20 protein-coding genes are annotated in these 22994 nt (G+C 40.5%); 11 read left to right on the top strand and 9 right to left on the bottom strand.

Going from position 1 to position 22994, the window contains the following annotated elements; all coding sequences use genetic code 11:
* Positions 1 to 58 precede the first annotated feature (58 nt).
* Positions 59 to 922: an ETX/MTX2 family pore-forming toxin gene (locus F896_RS14350; protein ID WP_016162910.1), complete on the bottom strand. Its 864-nt coding sequence runs from the start codon at positions 920 to 922 to the stop codon at positions 59 to 61.
* A 321-nt stretch (positions 923 to 1243) separates the two neighbouring features.
* Here F896_RS14350 and F896_RS14355 point away from each other — a divergent pair, with 321 nt between their 5' ends.
* Together F896_RS14355 and F896_RS14360 are read left to right on the top strand one after the other, a co-directional pair.
* Positions 1244 to 1927, top strand: a complete 684-nt coding sequence (locus F896_RS14355; RefSeq protein WP_032882051.1) for a response regulator transcription factor — start codon at positions 1244 to 1246, stop codon at positions 1925 to 1927.
* A gap of 113 nt (positions 1928 to 2040) precedes the next feature.
* Complete coding sequence (locus F896_RS14360) at positions 2041 to 3792, top strand: sensor histidine kinase (RefSeq protein ID WP_032882084.1); 1752 nt, start codon at positions 2041 to 2043, stop codon at positions 3790 to 3792.
* A 52-nt stretch (positions 3793 to 3844) separates the two neighbouring features.
* Here F896_RS14360 and ppk1 read toward each other — a convergent pair whose 3' ends face one another.
* Both ppk1 and mtgA read right to left on the bottom strand, forming a co-directional pair.
* Entirely contained in the window at positions 3845 to 5923 is a 2079-nt protein-coding gene (ppk1, locus tag F896_RS14365) for a polyphosphate kinase 1 (RefSeq protein WP_016162907.1), read from the bottom strand.
* A 112-nt stretch (positions 5924 to 6035) separates the two neighbouring features.
* Complete coding sequence (gene mtgA, locus F896_RS14370) at positions 6036 to 6710, bottom strand: monofunctional biosynthetic peptidoglycan transglycosylase (protein WP_016162906.1); 675 nt, start codon at positions 6708 to 6710, stop codon at positions 6036 to 6038.
* A 72-nt stretch (positions 6711 to 6782) separates the two neighbouring features.
* On the opposite strand from mtgA, the gene F896_RS14375 reads away from it, so the two are divergent.
* A complete protein-coding gene (locus tag F896_RS14375; protein ID WP_016162905.1) occupies positions 6783 to 7589 on the top strand; it encodes a rhomboid family intramembrane serine protease in 807 nt (268 codons plus the stop codon).
* Here the strand turns inward: F896_RS14375 and F896_RS14380 are convergent.
* Both F896_RS14380 and F896_RS14385 read right to left on the bottom strand, forming a co-directional pair.
* Positions 7586 to 10069, bottom strand: a complete 2484-nt coding sequence (locus F896_RS14380; protein ID WP_016162904.1) for an ABC transporter permease — start codon at positions 10067 to 10069, stop codon at positions 7586 to 7588. The two genes, F896_RS14375 and F896_RS14380, sit on opposite strands and share 4 nt — an antisense overlap.
* On the bottom strand, positions 10066 to 10770 hold the full coding sequence (locus F896_RS14385) for an ABC transporter ATP-binding protein (RefSeq protein ID WP_016162903.1): 705 nt from the start codon (positions 10768 to 10770) through the stop codon (positions 10066 to 10068). The genes F896_RS14380 and F896_RS14385 overlap by 4 nt, the downstream gene beginning before the upstream one ends.
* Before the next feature lie 36 nt (positions 10771 to 10806).
* Between F896_RS14385 and F896_RS14390 the strand changes: the two genes are divergently transcribed.
* The gene (locus tag F896_RS14390; RefSeq protein WP_016162902.1) at positions 10807 to 11436 is read left to right on the top strand and encodes an arylesterase; all 630 of its coding nucleotides are present in this window, start codon (positions 10807 to 10809) and stop codon (positions 11434 to 11436) included.
* 25 nt (positions 11437 to 11461) lie between these two features.
* Here F896_RS14390 and aac(6')-I read toward each other — a convergent pair whose 3' ends face one another.
* Positions 11462 to 11902 carry an AAC(6')-Ighjkrstuvwx family aminoglycoside N-acetyltransferase gene (aac(6')-I, locus tag F896_RS14395; RefSeq protein WP_016162901.1) on the bottom strand — a complete coding sequence of 147 codons (441 nt, stop codon included), beginning with the start codon at positions 11900 to 11902 and terminating at the stop codon, positions 11462 to 11464.
* A 100-nt stretch (positions 11903 to 12002) separates the two neighbouring features.
* Positions 12003 to 12617 (bottom strand): carbonic anhydrase, encoded by a 615-nt coding sequence (locus F896_RS14400; RefSeq protein WP_005145019.1) that lies wholly within the window; start codon positions 12615 to 12617, stop codon positions 12003 to 12005.
* A 234-nt stretch (positions 12618 to 12851) separates the two neighbouring features.
* On the opposite strand from F896_RS14400, the gene F896_RS14405 reads away from it, so the two are divergent.
* Positions 12852 to 13868, top strand: coding sequence for an alpha/beta fold hydrolase (locus tag F896_RS14405; RefSeq protein ID WP_016162900.1), 1017 nt, complete (start codon positions 12852 to 12854; stop codon positions 13866 to 13868).
* Between the two features lie 24 nt (positions 13869 to 13892).
* The gene (locus tag F896_RS14410; RefSeq protein WP_016162899.1) at positions 13893 to 14900 is read left to right on the top strand and encodes a hypothetical protein; all 1008 of its coding nucleotides are present in this window, start codon (positions 13893 to 13895) and stop codon (positions 14898 to 14900) included.
* A 34-nt stretch (positions 14901 to 14934) separates the two neighbouring features.
* Here F896_RS14410 and F896_RS14415 read toward each other — a convergent pair whose 3' ends face one another.
* Complete coding sequence (locus tag F896_RS14415) at positions 14935 to 16947, bottom strand: ligand-gated channel protein (protein WP_016162898.1); 2013 nt, start codon at positions 16945 to 16947, stop codon at positions 14935 to 14937.
* Between the two features lie 226 nt (positions 16948 to 17173).
* Positions 17174 to 17812: a Fe-S biogenesis protein NfuA gene (nfuA, locus tag F896_RS14420; RefSeq protein WP_004652044.1), complete on the bottom strand. Its 639-nt coding sequence runs from the start codon at positions 17810 to 17812 to the stop codon at positions 17174 to 17176.
* Positions 17813 to 17965: 153 nt separating this feature from the next.
* On the opposite strand from nfuA, the gene F896_RS14425 reads away from it, so the two are divergent.
* The 5 genes from F896_RS14425 (at position 17966) to F896_RS14445 (ending at position 22978) form a co-directional block, all read left to right on the top strand.
* The gene (locus F896_RS14425) at positions 17966 to 18583 is read left to right on the top strand and encodes a rhomboid family intramembrane serine protease (RefSeq protein WP_005145015.1); all 618 of its coding nucleotides are present in this window, start codon (positions 17966 to 17968) and stop codon (positions 18581 to 18583) included.
* Between the two features lie 134 nt (positions 18584 to 18717).
* Positions 18718 to 20400 (top strand): arylsulfatase, encoded by a 1683-nt coding sequence (locus F896_RS14430; RefSeq protein WP_016162897.1) that lies wholly within the window; start codon positions 18718 to 18720, stop codon positions 20398 to 20400.
* On the top strand, positions 20397 to 21401 hold the full coding sequence (locus F896_RS14435; RefSeq protein ID WP_016162896.1) for an SUMF1/EgtB/PvdO family nonheme iron enzyme: 1005 nt from the start codon (positions 20397 to 20399) through the stop codon (positions 21399 to 21401). Before F896_RS14430 ends, F896_RS14435 begins: the two co-directional genes overlap by 4 nt.
* A gap of 90 nt (positions 21402 to 21491) precedes the next feature.
* The gene (locus F896_RS21000) at positions 21492 to 21653 is read left to right on the top strand and encodes a hypothetical protein (protein ID WP_016162895.1); all 162 of its coding nucleotides are present in this window, start codon (positions 21492 to 21494) and stop codon (positions 21651 to 21653) included.
* Positions 21654 to 21850: 197 nt separating this feature from the next.
* Positions 21851 to 22978: a helix-turn-helix transcriptional regulator gene (locus F896_RS14445; protein ID WP_016162894.1), complete on the top strand. Its 1128-nt coding sequence runs from the start codon at positions 21851 to 21853 to the stop codon at positions 22976 to 22978.
* The last annotated feature ends 16 nt before the right edge of the window (positions 22979 to 22994 follow it).

The raw sequence follows: 22994 nt of genomic DNA, 5'->3' as shown, positions 1-22994 counted from the left end.
TTAATTCTAAAAATCCCAAAAAATGCCCACATGTGTGAGCATCTTAAAAACTATTAAATTAAGCTAGCTCAACAAGCTCTACAAAGTTTTCCTCTTTTTCTATTAATTTCTCAACATTCCCCAAATTAACGAGATTAGTAATATCCGAAATAATAATTTTAAAATCGAATTGCTGAGAATTATCCATCATTCCTTTATCTTCGATACCACGTACGGTAAATCTTTCACTATCATTTCCAGCTAATTTTTTTGCATTAATTTGTTGAAAGGCATGTCCAATAGAAGAGATCCAATGATAATGGTTATCCACCCGGCTTTCGAACCAAGTCCCTGTTGTACCCTTAAAAGCAATTAAAGCAGTGAATGGTATTAATAATCGCTGTTTAGTACAGACCAAAGAAGCTCTGTAAATCTTTCCTGCGGGTACAATGCATTTAATTGTTTGCTTGATGGTTTGAGAGCTAGATTCCGTTGTAGACTCTGTTTTTGAAGTCGCATACTGATATTCAAAATTAACTTTTATCGTCTCTTCTACATCCACAAAAACAATTCCAACTTTTGCTTTTACTTCATAGCCAAGACCAAACTTGATTGTATGGCTCTTTGTTGTCGTATGGGTTTTTGCCAAAGTACAAGTATCCGATAACTCTGTTGAAAACTCAGTGCCAATGTTACTTTTAGAGTTGTCAAAATCGCTATGGATAATCGTAACCTGATTTTTTTCAAGTTTTGCCTGATCTTGATGAAAAATGATTTCAACATCATCAGCATCACTCACATCCCCATATAGTCCGCCATCATTTTGTGCCCCCTTTTCATACCACTTACCGTTGGCTGGATCTTTATTGGTATTTAATTCTTTTTTCCAAAAATCTGTTAATAATGAACGTAAATATAATTTATCTAGATGTTTAACTGACATGGTTTTTCTCCATTTATTCAAATAAGTTTTATTGAAACCATATAAAATCATATTAAAATAAATCCAAATATCACTGAAAACTGGTATTTTAAAAAATATTTTTTAATTAGATTTATTTAATAATAAAATCATTAATAGCCATATAATATTTAAAATTAAAATAATAGTTAAAATAATATATATGATCTACAGGTCAGTAATAGAATAGAAAAAAGAAACCTAAAAATATTGCAAAAAAAGATCATACAATACCTAATTTCAGTGATAGTCAAAAAATCAAATCCCCCCTATGATGACAAGTGAAAACAATAATGGTTAAGGATGATTTTTGTGTCTCAGAATGAACTCACTTTACCCGTGCCCGTATTTATTCTGGAAGATGATGCAATCATGCAACAGCGGCTAAAAAGAATCTTGCTGGACATTGGTTATACACAAGAGGCTCTCATTTTTGCGCAAAGCCTCTATCAAGCGAAAGAGATACTTCAACAAAGCCCAATTTCATTTGCATTGGTTGATCTCGGATTGCCCGATGGTAATGGTATTGATTTTATCGAGAGCCTAAGACAGGTCGACGAAAGCTCGCCGGTTCTGGTTATTTCGGCCTGGAGTACCCAAGAAACGATTTTAAAAGCAATCCAAATGGGTGCAACGGGCTATCTGTTAAAAGAGCGAGATGATTTTGAAATCACCTTATCAATTCGTAGTATATTAAGAGGCGGTGCGCCCATAGATCCATTTATAGCCCAACAAATTCTGTCTAAAATTTCATTTGAACCGACAACAAAAGATATTGTAGCCGTAGAACAAAATCATTTACTTTCAGCGCGAGAATTTGAAATTTTAAAACTGGTTTCTCAAGGAATGAGTAATCGAGAAATCGCTGATTTTCTTCATTTATCAAAATATACAATCGAATGTCACATCAAACATATTTATCGAAAACTTTCAGTGGGCAGTCGCTCCAAAGCCATCAATACGGCACGCTCATTAGGTCTTTTATAAAGTACCTCATACTGTGCTGGTCGCTTTGCTTTGCACAAGTAGTGCTGGCAAATTCATTGCCATCTATTGCAAATAGCCACTCAAGCTGTACAGCTCAAATCACCTCAATACAGATTGCAAAAGCAAACCAAGAAAGTCAGACACAACGTCCTCAAACCGACTGGCAAAAGATAACTTTGCCTGATCATTGGCATCAACGTTGGCCTGACTATACCGGCAGTGCATGGTATAAAATTGCTTGGGACTATCATTGTCCACCGCATCAATACGAACCGATTACCTTAGTGATTAATAGTATTAACATGGCAGGAGAGATTTATCTAAATGATGAGCGCCTATGGCAAGATAAATCGCTAGTGGAACCACTTTCTCGTAGTTGGAATATGCCACGCTACTGGGATTTACTGCCCTCGACCTTAAAACAAGGTTCGAACATTTTATGGATACGGGTCGTTGGCGTCGCAACCCAAGACCCAGGCTTGGGACATGTCATTTTAGCGACACCAGAAATCGCAATTCCTCAATATGAAACGTTCAAATATGAACAACGCGTTTTAAATTTTTTTAATCTTTCTTTCTCACTGATCTTGGGCCTGATTGCTTTTCTGGTCTGGCTCTTTCGTCGACAGGAAAAAGCTTTTGGTTGGTTTGCTCTAACCTCCTTCTGCTGGGTGATTATTATGAGCAATATTGCCATCATCAATCCCCCTTTTGGCTTAAATACCTTACAAATTGCACGCATCAATATCGTCATGATTTTTATGCATGCAATTTGTGGTTGTTTATATGCATGGCGTTTTGCGCATCAACGTTTTCCCCATATCGAAAGAATCTTTTTGATTGGCTTTATTGTTGTAGCTCTATCCGCTCTTTTACTCCCAGATACAGCCTTAACATGGTTTTTACTACTCACCTTTATCTGCGCTGTTTTTATTAATATCGCCAACTGTATTTCGTTCCCTTTTATTGCTTATAAAGTAAGACAAATCGAAGCCTATTTATTGGCGAGTGTTTTTGTTTTCTTCTTATTTATTGTACTGCATGACGCGTATCTGATTCTTAGCAAGTCCTCGACCAGAGCAACGGCTGTTGCTTATACAGCGCCTTTAATGACCTTATTTATTGCGATTATTCTTGCTTTAAGGCTTGCCAAAAATGTGAAGAAAATTGAAAAATTTAATCAAACCTTGGCACAGAATATTGTTGAAGCAAGGGATGAATTGGCTGTTTCACTCAACACCCAGCATCAACTCGAATTAGACAATGCCAAGCTACAAGAACGTTTACAACTTGCACATGATTTACACGATGGATTAGGTGGTTCTCTGGTTCGTTCAATGGTGACTGTCGATCAGAGTCAAGTGAATCTGAGCAATCAACAATTTTTATCAATGTTAAAGTTATTACGAGATGACTTACGTCAGGTGATTGATAGCGGCTCAAGTACTGGAGCAAAAGTGCCTGACAGCCCAATATTATGGGGAGCTCCACTTCGTTATCGCTTTAGTCAGTTATTTGATGAACTTGATATTGCATCAAAATGGTCTTTTCCCGAGTCTTGGCAAATCCAGCCAAGTCCGCTCATTTGTTTGACTTTACTACGAGTCGCAGAAGAAGCTTTAACCAATATTTTAAAACATAGCCAAGCAAATTCAGTGCGCTTTATCTTGTCTTTTTCAAATGATGCAAAATTAATTTTAGAGATTGAGGACAACGGAATTGGATTTAATGTTGAAGCGGTCCAAACTGCGGGCATGAGTGTCGGCCTGAGAAGTATGCAAACACGTTTAGAACGTTTAGGCGGAACTTTAATTATTTACTCTAAGGTTGGAAAAACCGCGATAAAAGCATCTCTTCCGATTTAATTTAAATATGTTCCAACAAGTCCTGTTGCCTTGTTGGAACACTTAGGCATTTTTATTTAATTGCATCAAGCAAAGTATGCTGTGCATTGTGTGGCTCTTCACCGTCCGCAGGTCGTGCACGATCCCAAACCCCATCGCCCTGTAACAACCATGCTTGCTGATTATCTTTGAGATAATTCAATAAACCGAGTTGATAGATACGCTTCTTCAATATAGGGTCTTCAATAGGGAAACATGCTTCTACACGATTAAATAAATTGCGATCCATCCAGTCTGCACTTGAACCATAAATACGTGGATTACCGTTATTACTAAAATAATAAACGCGGGTATGTTCCAAGAAACGCCCGACAATCGAACGAACACGGATATTTTCCGACAGATTCGGCAAGCCCGGACGTAAGCAGCAAATTGAACGAATAATCAGGTCAACCTGTACACCGGCTTGCGATGCTTCATACAATTTATTGATTAACTGAACTTCAGTTAAAGCATTCACTTTAATGATAATTTGCGCTGGTCTACCTTCTTTGGCATTGGCAATTTCATCATCAATATAATTAATCAGTTGAGCGTGCAAAGTGAATGGCGCATGCAGTAGCTTTTTCGGCTTCGCCATTTTCCCCATACCGGTTAATTCTTGGAAAATACGATGTACGTCTTCACACAGGTCTTTGTCTGTGGTCATCAAACCATAATCAGTATAGATACGTGCATTGGTGGCATGATAGTTACCCGTCCCCAAATGTACATAACGCACCAATTTATTATTTTCGCGACGCACTACCAGAATCATTTTGGCATGAGTTTTATAACCCACGATGCCATAAACCACTACAGCACCCGCTTCTTGCAAAACGTTGGCCACTTCAATATTCGATTCTTCATCAAAACGAGCACGTAATTCGATGACTGCGGTAACTTCTTTACCATTTCGCGCTGCTTCGGCAAGCACTTGTACGATTTCTGAATCGGCACCACTACGGTACAGGGTTTGCTTAATTGCCAGCACTTGCGGGTCACGTGCAGCTTCACGTAACAACTGAATCACAGGAGCAAATGATTCAAATGGATGATGCAATAAAATGTCCTGCTTCTGCATCGCAGCAAAAATACTTTCCGACTTTTTAAATGCTTTTGGAATCACAGGGGTATGTGAGTCATAACGTAAATGCGGACGCTTAAAGTTCGACAATAAACGCGCCAAGTTCACAGGCCCATCAACGCGATAGAGTTGCTCTTCGTTCAGATCAAACTCATCTAGCAAGTATTCATAAATATGCTTTGGACAGTTATGTGTCACTTCCAAACGTACTGCACGACCAAAACGGCGCGAACTCAACTCACCTTTTAAAGCTTTAGCAAGATCTTCTACATCTTCATTCAGCGCTAAGTCGGCATTACGCGTGACACGGAACTGGTAACAGCCAGTTGCGGTCATGCCGGGGAACAAATCAGAGACATGTTCATGAATGATCGCAGACAACATTACATGATGTTCTTTACCATCGGTAAGTTCATCTGGTAAACGTACTACACGAGGTAATGAGCGCGGTGCTGGGACAACTGCCAAATCAATCTGACGGCCAAACGCATCCTTCCCTTCCAGCGTCACAATAAAGTTTAAACTTTTGTTGACTAAGCGCGGAAATGGATGTGCTGGATCAAGGCTGATCGGAGTCAGTACAGGTGCAACTTGTTCTTGGAAATATTTCTTAATCCATGCCGATTGTGCAGGTGTTAATTCACCACGACGCAAGAAGCAAATATCTTCTTCACGCAACTTAGGCAAAATTTGTTCATTTAAAATTCGGTATTGGCGTTCAATCGCAGCATGTGTTGTTTTTGAAATTTGATCTAAAACTTGTTTAGGTGTTAATCCATCAGGCGTACGGCTTTCATTGCCTAAGGTCAGTTGCTCCATTACCCCTGCAACACGAATTTCAAAGAATTCATCTAAGTTACGTGAAAAAATCAGAAGGAAATTCATCCGTTCTAAAAGTGGGTGAAGTGGATCGACGGCCTGTTCAAGTACACGAAGATGGAAATCGAGAATCGAAAGTTCACGATTAATATAACGGTCGTTGTAACTATATTCTATGGGCGCTGTTGTCGTCACTGCAGTATTCATACCGAACCTTGTCGCATTATCATTCATCAAGTGATGATTTAAGTATGCTGCAAAATTATGTCAATTTGGTAAAAAAGCCCAAAAATATTGGGCTTTTTTAAAATTTATTTAATTATTCTGGAATTTGTATCGCATTCATATATTTCAAGATGACACGTTTACGGAATTGCAGCTTGCGATCATTGCGATTGTCTTGATAATACTTTGGATTTGGCAGTAATGCCGCCAAGAACGCTGCTTGCTCTCGGCTTAAACTTTTTGAACTTTTGCCATAATAGAATTGTGCAGCCGCCTCAACACCATAGATGTTCTGACCAAATTCAACCGAGTTCATATACACTTCTAAAATACGGCGTTTTGACCACATCCGCTCCATCATCCATGTGGCAATTGCTTCTTGGCCCTTACGGATAAACGAACGCTGATTATAAAGAAAGAGATTTTTTGCGAGTTGTTGTGAAACCGTGGAGCCGCCTGCAACCAGTTCCCCTTTTTCACTATTACGCTCTAATGCAAATTGAATTCCCGCCCAGTCAAAACCATGATGATGGATAAACTTGGCATCTTCACCCGCTAATATTGCACGTTTGAAATTATCACTAATTTCATCGTAATCGCGCCATTCCTGTTTGATTGGTTTGAAGTCTGTCAAATAGTCTGCACGCATAAACATTGTCGTTTCAACCGGATGGGTACGCCACCAGACCAAACTACCAAAGATCCATAACTGAATCAGTAGAATGACACCGATAATCAACATTACTGCGCGTGCTAAAAAGGCTTTCATTAAAGTGCATCACTCCATCGTGCAACAAATTCATGCTAAGCTATTTTTTATATCAATAACTAGCGTAAACACATGACTGAAACGACTCCACCACAAATCAATCAAAAATTGCAAATACAAACATGGTGGTTTACTGCGCTACTGATTGCAGTCAATGTCGGATTATTTGGCTGGCAAATTCTTTCAGGTGTGAATATTACCGACCCTGCCCCAGTAGATGCAATCACTTGGGGTGCAGATTTTACCCCACTCACCTTCACAGGTGAACCTGAACGTTTATTCAGCAGCATGTTTTTCCACTTTGGCATGATTCATTTAATGCTCAACATGTGGGCCCTGTATATCTTTGGCAGTGTTGCTGAACAACTATTTGGACGAAGCTACTATATTGGTCTGTATTTTCTAGCTGGCTTAATGGGAAGTGTACTTTCAAGCTATTTAAGTATTCGTGATGGTTATGAACTATTGCAGCAGTTTGATCCTAAACTGCTTCCACACATCAGTGCTGGGGCCTCAGGCGCAGTGATGGGCATTGGTGCCGCGTTGACTGTCGTCTCCTTATTTCCGCCTTTGCCACAACAGCGTTTTTGGCTAGATAAAAAATCATTGCTGATGATTATGGGAATTAACCTTGTCTTTGGTTTTACCGTTTCAGGCATTAATAATGCTGCTCATATCGGCGGTATGATCATGGGAGCTTTATTAGCTGCGACATGGTATTTCAGTCAAAAAATGCAAAATAAAGGCCTATTCCAGATCATTGCTTTAAGTCTTGGGCTGCTGCTACTTGCTGCATTTTATTGGTATTGCACAGTGTTAAGCACAGGACTCAATCCTTTATGGCATGAAATCCTGCGCCAGAATCAGTCAACATTTTAAGACTGATTCATTTCTCTTAGGCTTTGTAAGGGTGGAATATCGCATAAATAGCTCAGGCGATAACGACCGATTAAAGTACAAATGATCATCATACTCAACGGTAAAATCAACCAAATTTCAGGATGCCATTGCACGGCCATTTGCATCCTGTGACTGGCAATCGCACTTATCACTTCTGCAAACAAACACGCCACCACACCTGACAATAACCCAATAAAACCAATCTCAAGACTGAGCATCCGTTTTAACTTATTCTTGGCAACGCCAAATGAACGTAGCAACGCAACTTCTTTACGACGCTCATCCATCAGCACATTTAAACATGCAATCAGTACCAATACGCCAGAGAAGCCGACTAAGGCAGCCAGCACCGTGACAATCTGTACCAGCACATTCACCAAGCGTTTAATTTCATCTAGAATCCGTCCGACATCAATAAAGACTGTATTGGAAAATTGCTGAATCAATTGCACCATTTTCGGCTGATCAGCAGGTGGCAAATAGAAGCTGCCTAAATAACTGCCCGCGTTTTCATCCATCGTTTCGGGTGAGAAAATGAAGAAAAAATTCGGACTAAAGCTTTCCCATTCGACAGTACGTAAGTTCACCACTGTTGCTTCTAATGTCCCTTCAGGCAAACTAAAACTGAGTTGATCACCAATTTGAATGCCAAGCTCATGTGCGGTTTTTTCCTCTACAGAGACTTGTCCTGCTTTGCTAAAGTTTGCAACACCTTGGGTAATCACATTATCTTTAGGATAAAGACTGGCTTGGGTCAGATTTAATTCACGGCGTAATGAATTGTTTTGCTTAACCAACTCAGGTGCAAATGCATGTCCATTTTTAGCCAGTAAACGCCCACGAATATTTGGATATAGTGGCGTTGATTGCCAACCATTTTGCTCGATCTGTTGCTTAAACTGAGGCATATCAAACGGTGGCAAACCATAGACAAATTGGTTCGGGGTGCCCACAGGCAATTGCTGTTGCCAGCGTTGCAATAGATCTGTTCTTAATACACTCAATACCGTAATCAAGCTCAGACCTAAAGCCAGTGCAGTGATCTGCAAAGCGGTTTGATGTGGAATACGAACATAAGCCGCTAGAGGATGTTTCAGTTGTTTAATCGCTTTGAGTAGCAGCCAAATCACGGCATACATCATTGTGCAAAGCAGTAAGATTGCGCTGAGCACCAACAAGCTCAACTGTAGGTTATCACTCAGCACCAAACTAAACAGAATCAAGCTGACAATACCAATTGCGAACATTGCCACATAAGACTTACGCGAACGCTCTTGCTGGCGAATCACCCGAATTGGTGGCGTGTTTAATAATTCCCAAATGCTTGGCAAAATAAAGCCTATCAACACCATCACACTGGTAAAAATCGCAATCGGTAAGGCATAAAGCAGATCGATGACTGCGAAGCTCAATTGCAGTTGTGGAATCAGTTGCAACATTAATTGCAGTAAACCATAACCCAAAGCAATCCCAATCAGACTTCCCAACACAATCGACAAGGCACTGACAATTCCAAGCAAGGCAATATATGCCAATAAAATTTGTCGCTTACTCGCCCCCAAACAACGCATCAATGCAATATGATCTTGGTTCTGTTGGACATAACGCTGACTGGTTAAAGCAATCGCAATACCACAAAGTAAAATGGTCAATAGATTGGCCAGCTGCAAGAAGGTATCCAGATTTTCAATCGGCTTCATTAAACGAGTATTGGATTGACTGGCATCTCTGAGTTTTAGTGAGCTTTGCTCACCTTCCAGTTGTTGATCTGCCTGCTGTTCAGTGTCTTGTTCATTTTTTTGAGATTGCTTAAAAATCTTTTTATAGGCTTTGATTGGCTCAGGCTCACCCGCAAGCAGCAGTCGATATTCAATACGACTTCCAACTTGAACTGCGTTGGTTCTAGCAATATCGGCTTGGTGAATAATCACCGTTGGAGAGAAACCTGAGAATCCAGTCTCTTGATTAGAATCACGCTCGATTATGCCCGTCACCTTAAACTGAGCATCGGCAATTGCCAGTGGTTCACCCAGCTTGGCGTGTAATAAATCCATTGCCCTTTGACTTAACCAGACTTGCCCAGGCTGTATCGCCTGTGCTTGGGGTTGAATTTGCAGTTGGCCACGCAATGGGAAATTTCCATCTACGGCTTTGACATTGACCATCACAAACTGATCTTGGGTATGTGCCATTGAGCTAAATACGGTCACAGGAGCATGCTTTAACTTCAGTTCATCTGCCTGTTGCAGCCAATTCGGCTGAATGGGGTCCTTGTCTGATAAAACCAGATCTCCACCCAACATTTCGGCAGCTTGTAATGCCACCGCATTTTGTACTTGAGTATTACTAAACTTAAGAGCCGTGGTTGCACTGATTGCCAAAGACAATGCGATAATCAGCAGATATAAGCCCCCAGTACGAAAACTTTGCAGCAATAAAGGTTTCAGGACTGAACTCATACCCCCTCCTGCAACTTGACGATTTCCTGAATTTGACCATCAGCCAGTTTGACATGGCGTTGGCAAAGTGCAGCCAAGTTTTGATCATGGGTGACTAGCACTAAGGTTGTACCGAGTTCTTTATTTAAATCAAATAACAGTTGCTCAACCTCTTCCGCAGTTTGCCCATCTAGATTCCCTGTGGGTTCATCTGCAAAAATGATTTTTGGCTCGGCAATCAAAGCTCGTGCAATTGCGACGCGTTGCTGCTCTCCACCTGAAAGCACTTTCGGCATTTGCTGTGCTTGTCGAATCAGTCCAACCCGTTCCAACCATGCCAATGCTTTTTGTTCTGCCTGCTTGAAATTAAAATCCGGTTGTAACCGCAACGGTAACATCACATTTTCCAAAGCGCTTAACTGCGGCAACAACTGAAAAGATTGAAAGACAAAGCCAATATTTTCTAAACGGACACGGGCACGTTGTTCTTCAGTAAGCTGATGAACAGCTTCTCCACAGACCCATAATTCCCCTAGACTCGGTCGATCCAATGTCGCGAGGATACCTAATAAAGTTGATTTCCCTGAGCCCGAACGGCCAGTAATGGCAATCTGTTCACCTTGATAGATGTCTAAATCAATGTCTTTTAAAATGCTCAGACTTTGCTGATTGATTTGAATGTTTTGTGTAACTTTTTGGGCAGAGATAATCGGTTGTGGCATGATGTCACGTATCCTTTAGGACAAATTTGAAATACGATGCAAAAATCTAAAGTTATCTGGTCACTATCAAAAGCAGTTGGAATCATCGCCATTGGCTTAATTCCAACACTGGTTTCAGCAAAGACTATTTTAATTTTGGGTGATAGCCTGAGCGCAGGTTATGGCATCGATGTAAAGCAAGGTTGGGTGCAATTATTACAACAACGCCTAGACCAACAGTATCCGAAACAACACAAAGTGGTCAATGCAAGTGTCAGCGGCGAAACCACTAGCGGTGCATTGGCAAGACTTCCGAAGTTATTACAAACCTACAAGCCTGAAATCGTGGTCATTGAGCTTGGTGGCAATGATGGCCTACGTGGCCAACCACCACAAATGATTCAAAAGAATCTCGCTCAATTGGTACAGCTGAGCCAAAAACAGAAAGCCAATGTTTTACTGTTTGGTATGAAAATACCACCGAATTATGGGACAGCCTATAGCACGGCTTTTGAAAATAATTACAAAATTGTAAGCCAGCAATATAAAGTAAAACTCTTGCCGTTCTTCCTTGAGGGCGTGGCTGGGCATAAGAATTTAATTCAGAATGATCAAATCCATCCCAATGCCAAAGCGCAACCGATTATGCTAAATGTGGCTTATCCTTATATTAAAGGCGCCTTATAAGCGCCTATTGAATAGCTAAAACTGCTTAGCCGATATTTTTCTTAAAGTACACCACGCGTTCAGTTTCATGAAAACCCAAAGCCCGATGCATTGCATGACTGATCGTATTTTCAAGCGCTGCATCTGAAGCGAACTCTGTACATGCAAATTGTTTCGCCCATTCCTCTACGCACTGAACCAACTGGGTCGCAATGCCTGAACGTCGATATTCAGGCAATACATAAATCCCTTCAAGAAAAGCCACGGGTGAGGTTTGTGTACCATTCACATATTCATGTCGGATCGATGCTTCCAACATTGCTATCGCAAGTTGCGTTTCCGAATACACCAATAACTGTAAAGTATCGGTTTGTTTAAGTAGCTGGCGCATTTCCAATAAATGCGCATCTTCATGATCAGGCCAGAGTAAGCTTCTTAATGCTAGCCAATCTGATAATTGTGATTCAGATATCGGCATAATATTCATAGTAAAGCTGCTCTTTAATTGAAACATCCAAATTTTATCAACGATGGATATAAAGCATTAATGATAAAATAATGGCGAGTTTCTCAACTCGCCATCTGCTTTAAAAATCAAAAAAAGTTACTTCACCCGTTTCAAGCGAATATTCTGCCCCAACCACAATCATTTTACCTTTTTCAATCAGGCTTTCCAGCACGGCAGAACCATGACGAAGTTGATTCACTGAAGCAAATACATTTGAACGAACTGCATGCGCAGAAAGCTTTTTCAAATCATTTTTCAATTCAGTTTGCATCAAAATTTCAACCGAAGGGCGAACACGGTTCACGATCGACATTAAATTCGATGAAGGCGGGTGATCAGGATGCATCAAAGTATCAATCGTGGCCTGAATCGCACCACAATGACTATGACCAAGTACTACCACAACTGCACAATCATAACGCTCTGCAGCGAACTCAACACTTCCAACCTGTGAAGGTGCAACAATATTTCCTGCAACACGAATCACGAACAAGTCACCCAAACCTTGGTCAAACACCATTTCTGCAGGTACACGTGAATCAGAACAACCTAAAACAATTGCAAAAGGATTTTGATCACTTGCCATCTCGGCACGTTCTTGGTGAGACAACAATTTTTGTTGAACTGCTTCTCCTTTTACAAAACGGGCATTACCAGCTTTTAAACGTTCTAATGCTTCTTGTGCGGTGAGCATGCGTGTATCCATTTGTGATTGAGCTAGGCAAACAGTTTAATGTGCACCTGTTTGAAAGTCACTGACAAAAACAGAAACTCTCACTCAAACTCGCACTCTTTTCATTGAGAAAATCGTAGAAAATTGATGATTTCATTGGCAAGAATTTCCATACATCTGTAAATTATGCAAATGACTCCTCTAGCGTCTTCCCTAATAATCAATAGTGTTTAAAAATAAATCAAGGACAGAACAATGAACATGAGAAATCGATTTTCCTTCCCCTTTCGTAAGACCTTAACCGCCGCATTACTTGCATGTAGTTTCACAACAGTTGCGATGAGCACGACGCAAGCTGCGGAAATTGAGATGAGCTTTCAGAATGTTCTGCAACAAGAGCGTGCATGGGCTGGGCTGCAAACAAAGACTTTAAAAGTGGGTGATATCACATGGTCATATAGTGAAGGTGGACAAGCAGGAAAACCTATCGTCATTTTGATACATGGTTTAGCAGGAAGTCGCGACAACTGGAACCGTGTCGCACGTGCGCTCACAGCAAATTATCATGTGGTTATTCCAGATCTTCCAGCCAGCGGAGAAACACACGTTCCGAAAGACTTTGATTATTCAGTTCCAAACGTGACAGAAAAATTGCGTCGTTTTGTCGAAGCGGCTAATCTCACAGGACCAGCGCATGTTGCAGGTCATTCATTGGGTGGCTCAATTGCAATGCTGTATGCAGGTCAATATCCATTTGAAACCAAAAGTTTGTTCTTGATTGATGCAGCTGGTGTTTATAAGTCTGCCACTACCCCTTACCTAAAAGATCCAAATCAATTGAAAAACATGATTGTGAGCAAGAAAGGTGACTTTAATTTCTTAATGCAACAAGCCATGTACACACCACCATTTATTCCAAAGGAAATTGCTCAAGCCCAAGAGAAAATGATGATTGGCCAAGTTGAGCAAACTCAAAAGATGGTCGATCAAATCATTGCTCTCAATAAATTATATACACCAGATTCATTTGCTTTACTTGCGCGATCAATTGATGCACCAACGCTCATTTTATGGGGCAAACAAGATAAAATTATCAATGTTGAAGTTGCACCTGAGTTAAAATCACTGATGAAAAATGCGCAAACACCTGTGATCTTGGATAATGTTGGACATATGCCAATCTTGGAAGCAGATCAATTGGTGGTTCAGCAATATTTACCATTTTTAAGCAAGATTCAGGCACAAAAACCTGCAACTGCACCATCACCATAAATTTGATTAATAATTTGAGATTTTATGTCTAAACAACCCATGATAGAACAACTGATTGATGCTCAACTTGATTTTCTTGACGCTGAGTTTGCACACGCAGAAACCATTCAACTTGAGTTTAAGCAGTTCTATCATTGGTTGCGTTTACAACAGCTACAGCATATTTGGTCATTTGAACAAATCTTTGAGCTTATCGAAAAACAAATTTTAGCTACACCTGCCAGTGCATTCTTAGTCGAACAAATTGCGGAACATATTCGCTTTGCCTTGATTCACCCCATCAATGATCAAACCACCATTGAAGATGTTATCCCTGTACTGACCATCGATTCAATCGCCCAGTATGTGGCGAGCAAGAGTGGACATCGGCAGCGTTTGATCAGAACAGTGGTGAACAACCCCGCCTTTTCTGCATTGATTACCCAATTGATTCAACATTCTATTCAAGATTATTTAGATAACTCTATGATGTCTAAACGTGTTCCAGGTGTTGGACATTTTATGAAAATGGGTAAATCGGTTTTAGAATCAGTGACTGATTCCAATCTAAATGAAACAATTGGACATTACCTGCAAAAGAATATTTTAAAAATCAGTCAAATGAGTGAAAAAGTCTTAAATCAGCATTTTAATGATGACAAGCTTTACCATTTTCAGGCCAACCTTTGGCATAAAATTAAACTTATGCCTTTATCGGTTTTGCGTAATTATGTCGAAGTACAAGATTTGCCTAAAACAGTGGGCATGGGACATGAAATTTGGGAACATATCCGTCAAACACCTTATCTCAAACAACAAGTGCATGATGGTGTCTATGCATGGTATGCCCGTAATCAGGAGCGAACTTTTGACCTTTTATTACGTGATCTGAATATCGATGAAGCCTTAATTGAAAATGAACTGAGCCATTTACTCAGCCCTGTTTTACAGCAAGTCATCCAGACAGGTTATTTAAGACAACGCGCACGCGCGTATTTAGAGAAGTTTTATTATTCTGAAGCAGTCAATCAAATCTTAAATAAACAAGGATAAGGCATTTGCTGCCCTATCCTTTCCTTATTGTCATTTAGAAGCTATACGTCACGCCAAGATTGTAACGGCGACCATCTAATACATAATTATAGGTTGCTGTATCAATCTCTTTATCAAATAAGTTATAGATCCCCGCTGCAACAGCGATATTTTGTGTTGGCTTATAGTTTACGCCTACATCCACCATGGTATACGCAGGTTTACCTTTCGCCATCGCAGTACGGCTCAAGTAATCAGAGGTTTTACTACGATAGTTAACTCGTCCCCAACTTGAGAACTGATCATTAATCTCCCAGTCTGCTGTGGTGTTAAACATGTGCTTTGGCATTTCATTTAAAGGTTTGCCTTTATTCACGCCACTCTTTTGTTCTGTATCCGTAAAGGTATAGTTCGCACTCAAATTCACATTAGGGAGTACTTTCCAACCAAAGGTTGCTTCCGCACCACGCATACTAGCCTTATCAACGTTCTCACGTAAGCTAACAAAGTCGAACTTCTCACCCAACCAATCACATTCTAAGGCACCAACATTTTCACCTTGGCAGGTTCTCACTTCTGTAATTTTGTCCTTAAACTCACTATTAAACAGCGTTAATCCAGCAGTCAAGTTATCCAAATTATCCCAGTTGAAAGAAACTTCATAGTTCACACTTTTTTCAGGTTTTAGATCAGGGTTCCCCACAATCACCCCTTTACTCTGACCACCACCCGTTGCTTGACCCCACTCTGCGACTGTGGCACGCAGTGCTGGAGTTTTATAACCTGTAGACACACCGCCTTTGATCACCCAGTTGTCATTTAAACCCCAAACACCATAAACCTTCGGGCTCCAGTGGTCGCCAAACTTTTCATCTTTATCTAAACGAAGTGATGTGGTTAAAGTGAAATCATCCACAATGTTCCAAGCATTTTCAGCAAATAATGCCCAACTGTAACGATCAAGGTTTGAAACAGGTTTCGCCCCACCCACGCTTAACTGGTTGCCTTTATCATCTAATTCTTCTTTTAAATACATACCACCAAAGCTCAAGCTATGACGATCAAAATTAATTTTATTGATGGTATTAAAAGTGGTGTTCGTCGCTTCCATATTACGTGATGGATTTTCATTTTCCTCACGTTGAATATATGAGTGCGTCTCTACAGCACCAATCTTGCCACGATGGGTTAAGCTATATTCAGTACGATAATAATCAGTAAGCGAATTAGCAGGTTTGTTTCGTCCAGTTTGTACTGGAGAAATGCTCTTTCCAACCGTTGCATCTCGATTTTGAATTGAACGTTGATATTCTAAATCGATGGTGTGATCATCGTTCGGTGTCAGGCTAAATGCAGCCCCACCCGCACGAATTTTTTGCTTGCTATAGCCACCATAAATTTCATCTTCATCACGCTGTGAATACAAGCCATTAGCTTTAAAAGACAAGAGATTGGCGATCAAAGGACCTGCAATATACGCATTAGTTTGGTATTGATTACCTGAGTCAGAATTTTCCTGTAATGTGGTATCAAGCTTGATTGATCCAGTCCACTCAGTAACATTTTTCTTGGTAATGATATTAATCACACCACCCATCGCGTCTGAGCCATATAAACCAGACATTGGGCCACGGATGACTTCAATACGTTCGATCGCGCCAATATTTGGCAACCAACCCTGCTCAATCCCCGAATTATCACTATTTGGTCGTACAGAGCGGGTATTTACTTTTTTACCATCAACCATAATTACGGTATAAGCACTGCCCATACCACGGATGCTAATATCGCTTGAACTGCCCCCACCTGTTACAACAACCCCTGGCACGTCTTTAAGTGCATCAGTCACATCACGATAAGCTTTTTTATTGATTTGTTCTTGTGTCAGTACCGAAATCGAGGCTGCCGCTTTTTTAATATCTTGTTCAAAGCCGCTTGCAGTCACAACAATCTTGTCTAATTGCACTGCATCTTTATTCGTTTGAGTTTCTGCTGCATGTGCAACGGTCATCATACCGCTCAACACAGAAATTGTGAGTAGTGATTGACGTACTATTGTATTGGACATATTCCCACCTGATTCAGAAAAAATCTTAAGATTTGCTTAAAAATTCATGAGAATTCTAACAAAAAACAAATAAAACTCAATAAAAATGATAATTATTATTATTTATAAATTCACTTTGTTTTGCATACATCTATTTATAGAATAAAGAAAAATCATCTCAGTTTTGATTAAACAATAAAAAAAGCCCTCGAAAGGGCTTTTAAAAAATACAGTAAATTTCCAGCGATTATTTAAAATAAGCGCCTTCTGCTTGCGTATGATCAGTTTGATCCACTACACGTTGTAATTCAGGCACATGCTGTCTTAAAGTGGTTTCTACACCTTGCTTCAAGGTAACATCAATCGCAGAACAACCTTGGCAACCACCACCAAATTTCAACACAGCAGTCAGACCGTGTTCTGGATCATTATTTACTTCTACCAAACTACAATTACCGCCATGTCCTTCTAGACCTGGATTAATTTCAGATTGCAGTACATAGGTAATACGTTCTTCAATTGAAGCATCTGGGCCGACACGCGGTACTTTCGAGTTTGGTGCACGGAAGGTTAATTGACCACCAAAACGATCTTTGTTGTAGTCAATTACGGCGTCAACCAAATACGGAATTGAAGGTGCATCAACATAAGCAGGAAAATTAGGATAATCCTGTTTATAGTCTGTCGGCACCACTTCTTCAGGTGCGCTATATGCCATACAACATTCAGCACGTGGAGTACCTGGATGCTCTACAAAAACACGAACGCCAATTCCTGGGGTATTTTGCTTTGCTAATAAATCACCTAAATACTCTTGTGCAGATGGAGTAATTAAAAGGTTTGGAATTTCTTCTGCGACAGCAGTGTTGGTGTTCTCAGTCGACATAACAATAATCCTCAAGCTGATGTCGTTATATTAACCGAAGATGGAGGGTAATAAAAAAAAATCAACCATTTTTGTAGGAATTCTATGCAAGAACATTGTTTATTAAGTTTTTAATGGCATTATTGCTTAGACACTGATCAATTTAAAACCTATATGTTACATCTACCCTTTGGTCACACTGTGACTCTGATCATTATTACTGTTGCAATCTCCTTATTGGCCTTCTCCAATCAGGCGGTGATGAACCGTTTGATCTTTTGGCCTCCTGCAATGCAACGTGGGCAATATGACCGTTTTATCACGCATGGTTTCATTCATGCCGATGGCACGCATCTATTGTTCAATATGATCACGCTGTTTTTCTTCGGCAATATTATCGAAAGCTTCTATCGTCAGTTTTTCTATGACATGGGCTTTGTTTTGTTCTATTTGGGCGGACTGATTGTAGCCATTTTACCGAGCTATCTGAAACATCGTCATGATGCACGATGGGCGAGCTTAGGTGCTTCTGGTGCAGTTTCAGCGGTACTGTTTGCCTATATCCTGTTCCAGCCATGGAACTTGATCTTCGTATTCTTTATTCCTGTCCCTGCGATTATTTTTGCCATTTTATATGTGGCCTATAGCATCTGGTCAGGTAAACGCGGCAATAGCAATATCAATCATAGTGCGCATCTCTGGGGTGCTGCCTATGGCGTGGTAGTGACCATCATCTTGGAGCCAAGGGTTGTTCCACATTTCTTGAATCAACTCACCAAAATCCCATTTTAAATCATCTTAGAAATAAGCCCCTGCATTGGGGCTTTTCTTTTTTTTAGATTAACAATCAAATTTTAATTATTTTTATCATAAAAATCATCTCTCTAAACTCACCCTAATTCTTCTATAAAATTAAGTCAATTCTCATGTCTCGTAACAGCCTCCTGAGCACGCTTTCAATTGCATTATTTAGCCTTTCAATTTCAGCTTGCAGCAATAATGATTCTGATGATTCAAACACCGTGGTTGAAACCAAGAAACAACCCAACATTTTATTCATCATGGCAGATGACTTAGGCTATTCAGACTTAGGTGCTTTTGGTGGAGAAATTCACACCCCGAATATTGATGAATTGACCCGAGCAGGTCGCATTTTAACGGATTATCATACTGCGCCAACCTGCTCGCCAACACGCTCACAATTGATTTCGGGGACTGATCATCATTTAGCGGGGATTGGTGCAATGGCTGAACTCACACCTGAGCATCTAAAAGGGCAACCCGGTTATGAGGGCTATTTGAATGAACGTTCACTCTCCATTGCCGAAGTCCTCAAAGACAACGGTTACCGAACTTATATCAGTGGTAAATGGCACTTAGGTTTAACCGATGCAACCAACGCACATGCCAAAGGTTTTGATCATTCATTTACGCTATTACAGGGCTTAGACCTACATTTCAAACAAGCACCGGCTGCCTATAAGCGTAATGCCACTTATACCGAAGATGGTAAACCAGTTCCGATTTCATCCTTACCCGATGATTTCTTCTCTACCAATTACTTCACAGACAAATTGATCAGTTATCTCGAGTCAGGTAAAAGCTCAGGCAAGCCATTCTTTGCCTATGCCGCTTACACCGCACCGCATTGGCCCTTACAAGCACCAGCTGAATATCGTGACCGTTATCGTGGTGTTTATGATGCTGGCTATGATGTGATTCGTGATGCACGCATAGCCCGCCAAAAACAACTCGGATTAATTCCAGCAAACTTTAAAGCAGCTGAACCAATCACCACACAAAATGCACCGCAAAAATATGGTAAATGGAATGAGCTTTCGACCGAGCAAAAAGCGCTGGAAGCACGCAGAATGGAAATCTATGCAGGCATGGTCGAAAATCTGGATGCCAATATTGGTCGAGTGATTCAATATTTAAAACGCAATAATTTATATGACAATACCTTAATCTTCTTTGTCTCAGATAATGGCGCAGAAGGCTTTATTCGTGGCAATTACGGTGCCGAAGCAGGTTTTGATAACGGCGTTAATAACGTGGGGACATCAAGCTCTTATCACTATGTTGGACCACGTTGGGCAGAAGTCAGCGCTGCACCTTTCCACCTCTGGAAAGATACTGCGGGTGAAGGTGCAACCACCGCACCGGCAATTGTGAAACTCCCTTATCAAAGCAAAGCCCAAGCCACGCATCATGGTTTTGCCTCAGTATTGGATGTGTTCCCAACCGTGCTCGACTATGCCAATATTGCCGTCCCACAAGGTCAATACAAAGGTCGTCAAATCAATACGCCAAGCGGCTATTCTTGGAAACCTGTGCTCGACAATAAAGCGCAAGCCATTCGCCCAGTTAACTTTAGTTTTGCAGATGAACTGCATGGCAGTAAATATGCACGCCAAGGCGACTGGAAAATTGCATTACAAGGCAAATCAGAACTTGGCACAGGTACTTGGGAATTATATAACCTCAAGAATGATCGCGGTGAAACTCAGAATTTAGCGCAAGATAATCCTGCCAAGTTACAAGAACTTGTCGATGTCTATAACAAATATACTCAACAAAATGGCGTTCAGGAATATTTCCGCAAATGAAGTGGATTTGCTTTTTAGTTTCAATCAGCAGCCTGTCCCTCGTGACAGGCTGTAGCAAAGCGAAGCCTGATCCTAACAGTCACGTGCCTATGCAAAGTAGCTCAGTGCTACAACTGGGCTCGTTGTCTCAATGCCAACAGTATTCAGGCTTACCTGAAGCATGGCAAAAGAGTAAAACCGCGGGCATGGTCCAGATTCCCAAAGGTTCATTTCAACTGGGTTCAAACTTAGCCTATCCTGATGAATTGAATTTTGGTCAAGCACAACGCCAAGTAGCAAGTTTTTGGATTGATCAAACCGAGGTGACGGTTGCCCAATTCTCCAGTTTTGTCAAAGCAACCGGCTATATCACCGATGCAGAAAAACAAAAGCAGGCGGCGGTATTTTCGCCTGATGCGAACAACCCCAAACAATGGTGGCAACTGAAAGCAGATTACACATGGAAAAAACCCAATGGTATAGCAGGTCAAGCCCCTCTTCCTTCTGAGCCAGTTCGCTATGTCACCAAAAATGATGCAGAACATTATGCCGTTTGGTTGGGTCGGGATTTACCAACAGAGCAAGAATGGGAATATGCCGCCAAAGCAGGTTCGAAAACCGATACCCCTTTACATCAAGCACCACAAGATGCCCATCAACATCCACAAGCCAATTATTGGCAGGGCGAATTTCCTTTCAACAATAGCGTTGAAGATCATTTTGAAAACGTAGCGCCTGTTGGCTGTTACCCTGCCAATGCCTTTAAGCTGTTCGATATGATTGGCAATGTCTGGGAATGGACGTCCTCTGTTTATCAGGGTGCACATGATCAGCACATGGGCAATTATGCAGAGCTGCGCCAAAAAAATAGCACCGCAACGCAATATGTGCTTAAAGGCGGTTCTTTTCTATGTGCCTCCAATTTTTGTGCCCGTTACCGAAACAGTAGCCGCTATCCACAAGAATTTGATTTGGCAGCAACCCATGTCGGATTTAGAACTGTTTTACGCACAGCCGAATGATACCAATCTCTGTTAAAAAACCAGCATCATCTCGCTAGCCGAAACATATTGATCGTTTTAAAGTGAAAGTAATAACGATAGGATGCAATGATGAAAATAATATTGCTCTGCTTCAGTACGTTACTGACCTTCGGTTTATCCGCCGGTGCAGTACATCCTCCTCATGGCAGTGTGGTTATTGATCCAGATAATCATCATGAGGGTCATGGTGATTTTTGCCCATCTGGGCAAGCTAAAAAAGGACGCTGTTGAATTCCAATATGCCTAGACTGCTATCCAGTTTAGGCATATTCATGTTTAGTCTCCCCTTAAAATGGTTTAACCCAAAACACCTATTTCGTCAGTTCATTGCATAACAAGTCACATTTTTTTCATTTAGTAATTTCATTTATCTAAAACCCATATAAACTATATGGAAATTTATTCTATTCTTTTAATGGGGTTTTTAGATGAATTTAACTCAGCATCGCCCTGTCATGGACATCTTGAATAAAGTTCAGCATGCTGATGATTGGATTATTTTTCTAGAGCAATTAAATCATTATTTTAATATTCAAGCCTCACAACTTTTGGCCGTTGATCTCGAAGTTCAAGCGCTTTCATTTAGTGTTCACCACGGCGTCAATTTTGATGCACATCAGCTCGAACAAGCGGCTCTCACTCAAATTCGTTTAGATATTGATGACGATCCTCGTTTAAAGAAAATGCTCATCGCACCAATGATGGGCTGGATGCATTGTGCACAACATTTTCATGAACAGGAAATTACCCACACCCAAGTCTATCAACGTGTTTTACAGCCTTTAGATCTACGTTTTTGTTCAGCCATTCAAATTATTTATGATCAAAAAGTCTGTGTATTATTGGCCTTTCTGACCAGCCCTGATCGGGGTGCTTTAAGTTGTACCGAACTCCAGCCAATTTATGAAATTTTGCCGATCGTACAACAAAAAATTCAACAATATCGTCATCATTTTGAATACTCCACCATGACCTTACTCGGGTCACAGTTAATTCAAAAAATGAACCAACCCATTGCCATTATTAATCTCAATGGGGATATTTTAGAGATCAATTCCGAAGCTCAGCAATTATTACAAGATCACCAACAGATTCAAATCAAACAGCGTCGTTTTATTTTTAATGAACAACATCAGCAACAATTTGACCAGAATCTGATTGAATTGGAGCGTCATTATAAAAACAATTCTGAACATTCGAGTCATGAAAGTTCAAAGATCATGCTACTCGATCAACATTTATTCTTAACGCTAGATTTACTCAGCCCAGAAAAAACCCATAAGATTTTTGGCCTTCGTCCAGTCTTACTTGCCACCTTTTCTGGACTCAAACAAAAACCTAAATATCAGAAAGACATCTGCACCCAACTTTTTATGTTCACTCCTGTAGAACATAAAATATGTGAGCAACTTCTGGAAGGAAAAACCACCAAAGAAATTGCTCTTTCACATGAAATTCAAGCGGATACTGTGAAAAAGCATCTGCAATCAATTTTCAAAAAAACCCGAACACATCGCCAAAGTGAGTTGATGCAGCTATTAATGCAACTTCTGTAAAGACTGAAAATAAAAG

The sequence above is a fragment of the Acinetobacter genomosp. 15BJ genome (assembly GCF_000400715.1).
Classification (GTDB): Bacteria; Pseudomonadota; Gammaproteobacteria; order Pseudomonadales; family Moraxellaceae; genus Acinetobacter.
This window is presented reverse-complemented; position numbering and strand designations above follow the sequence as displayed.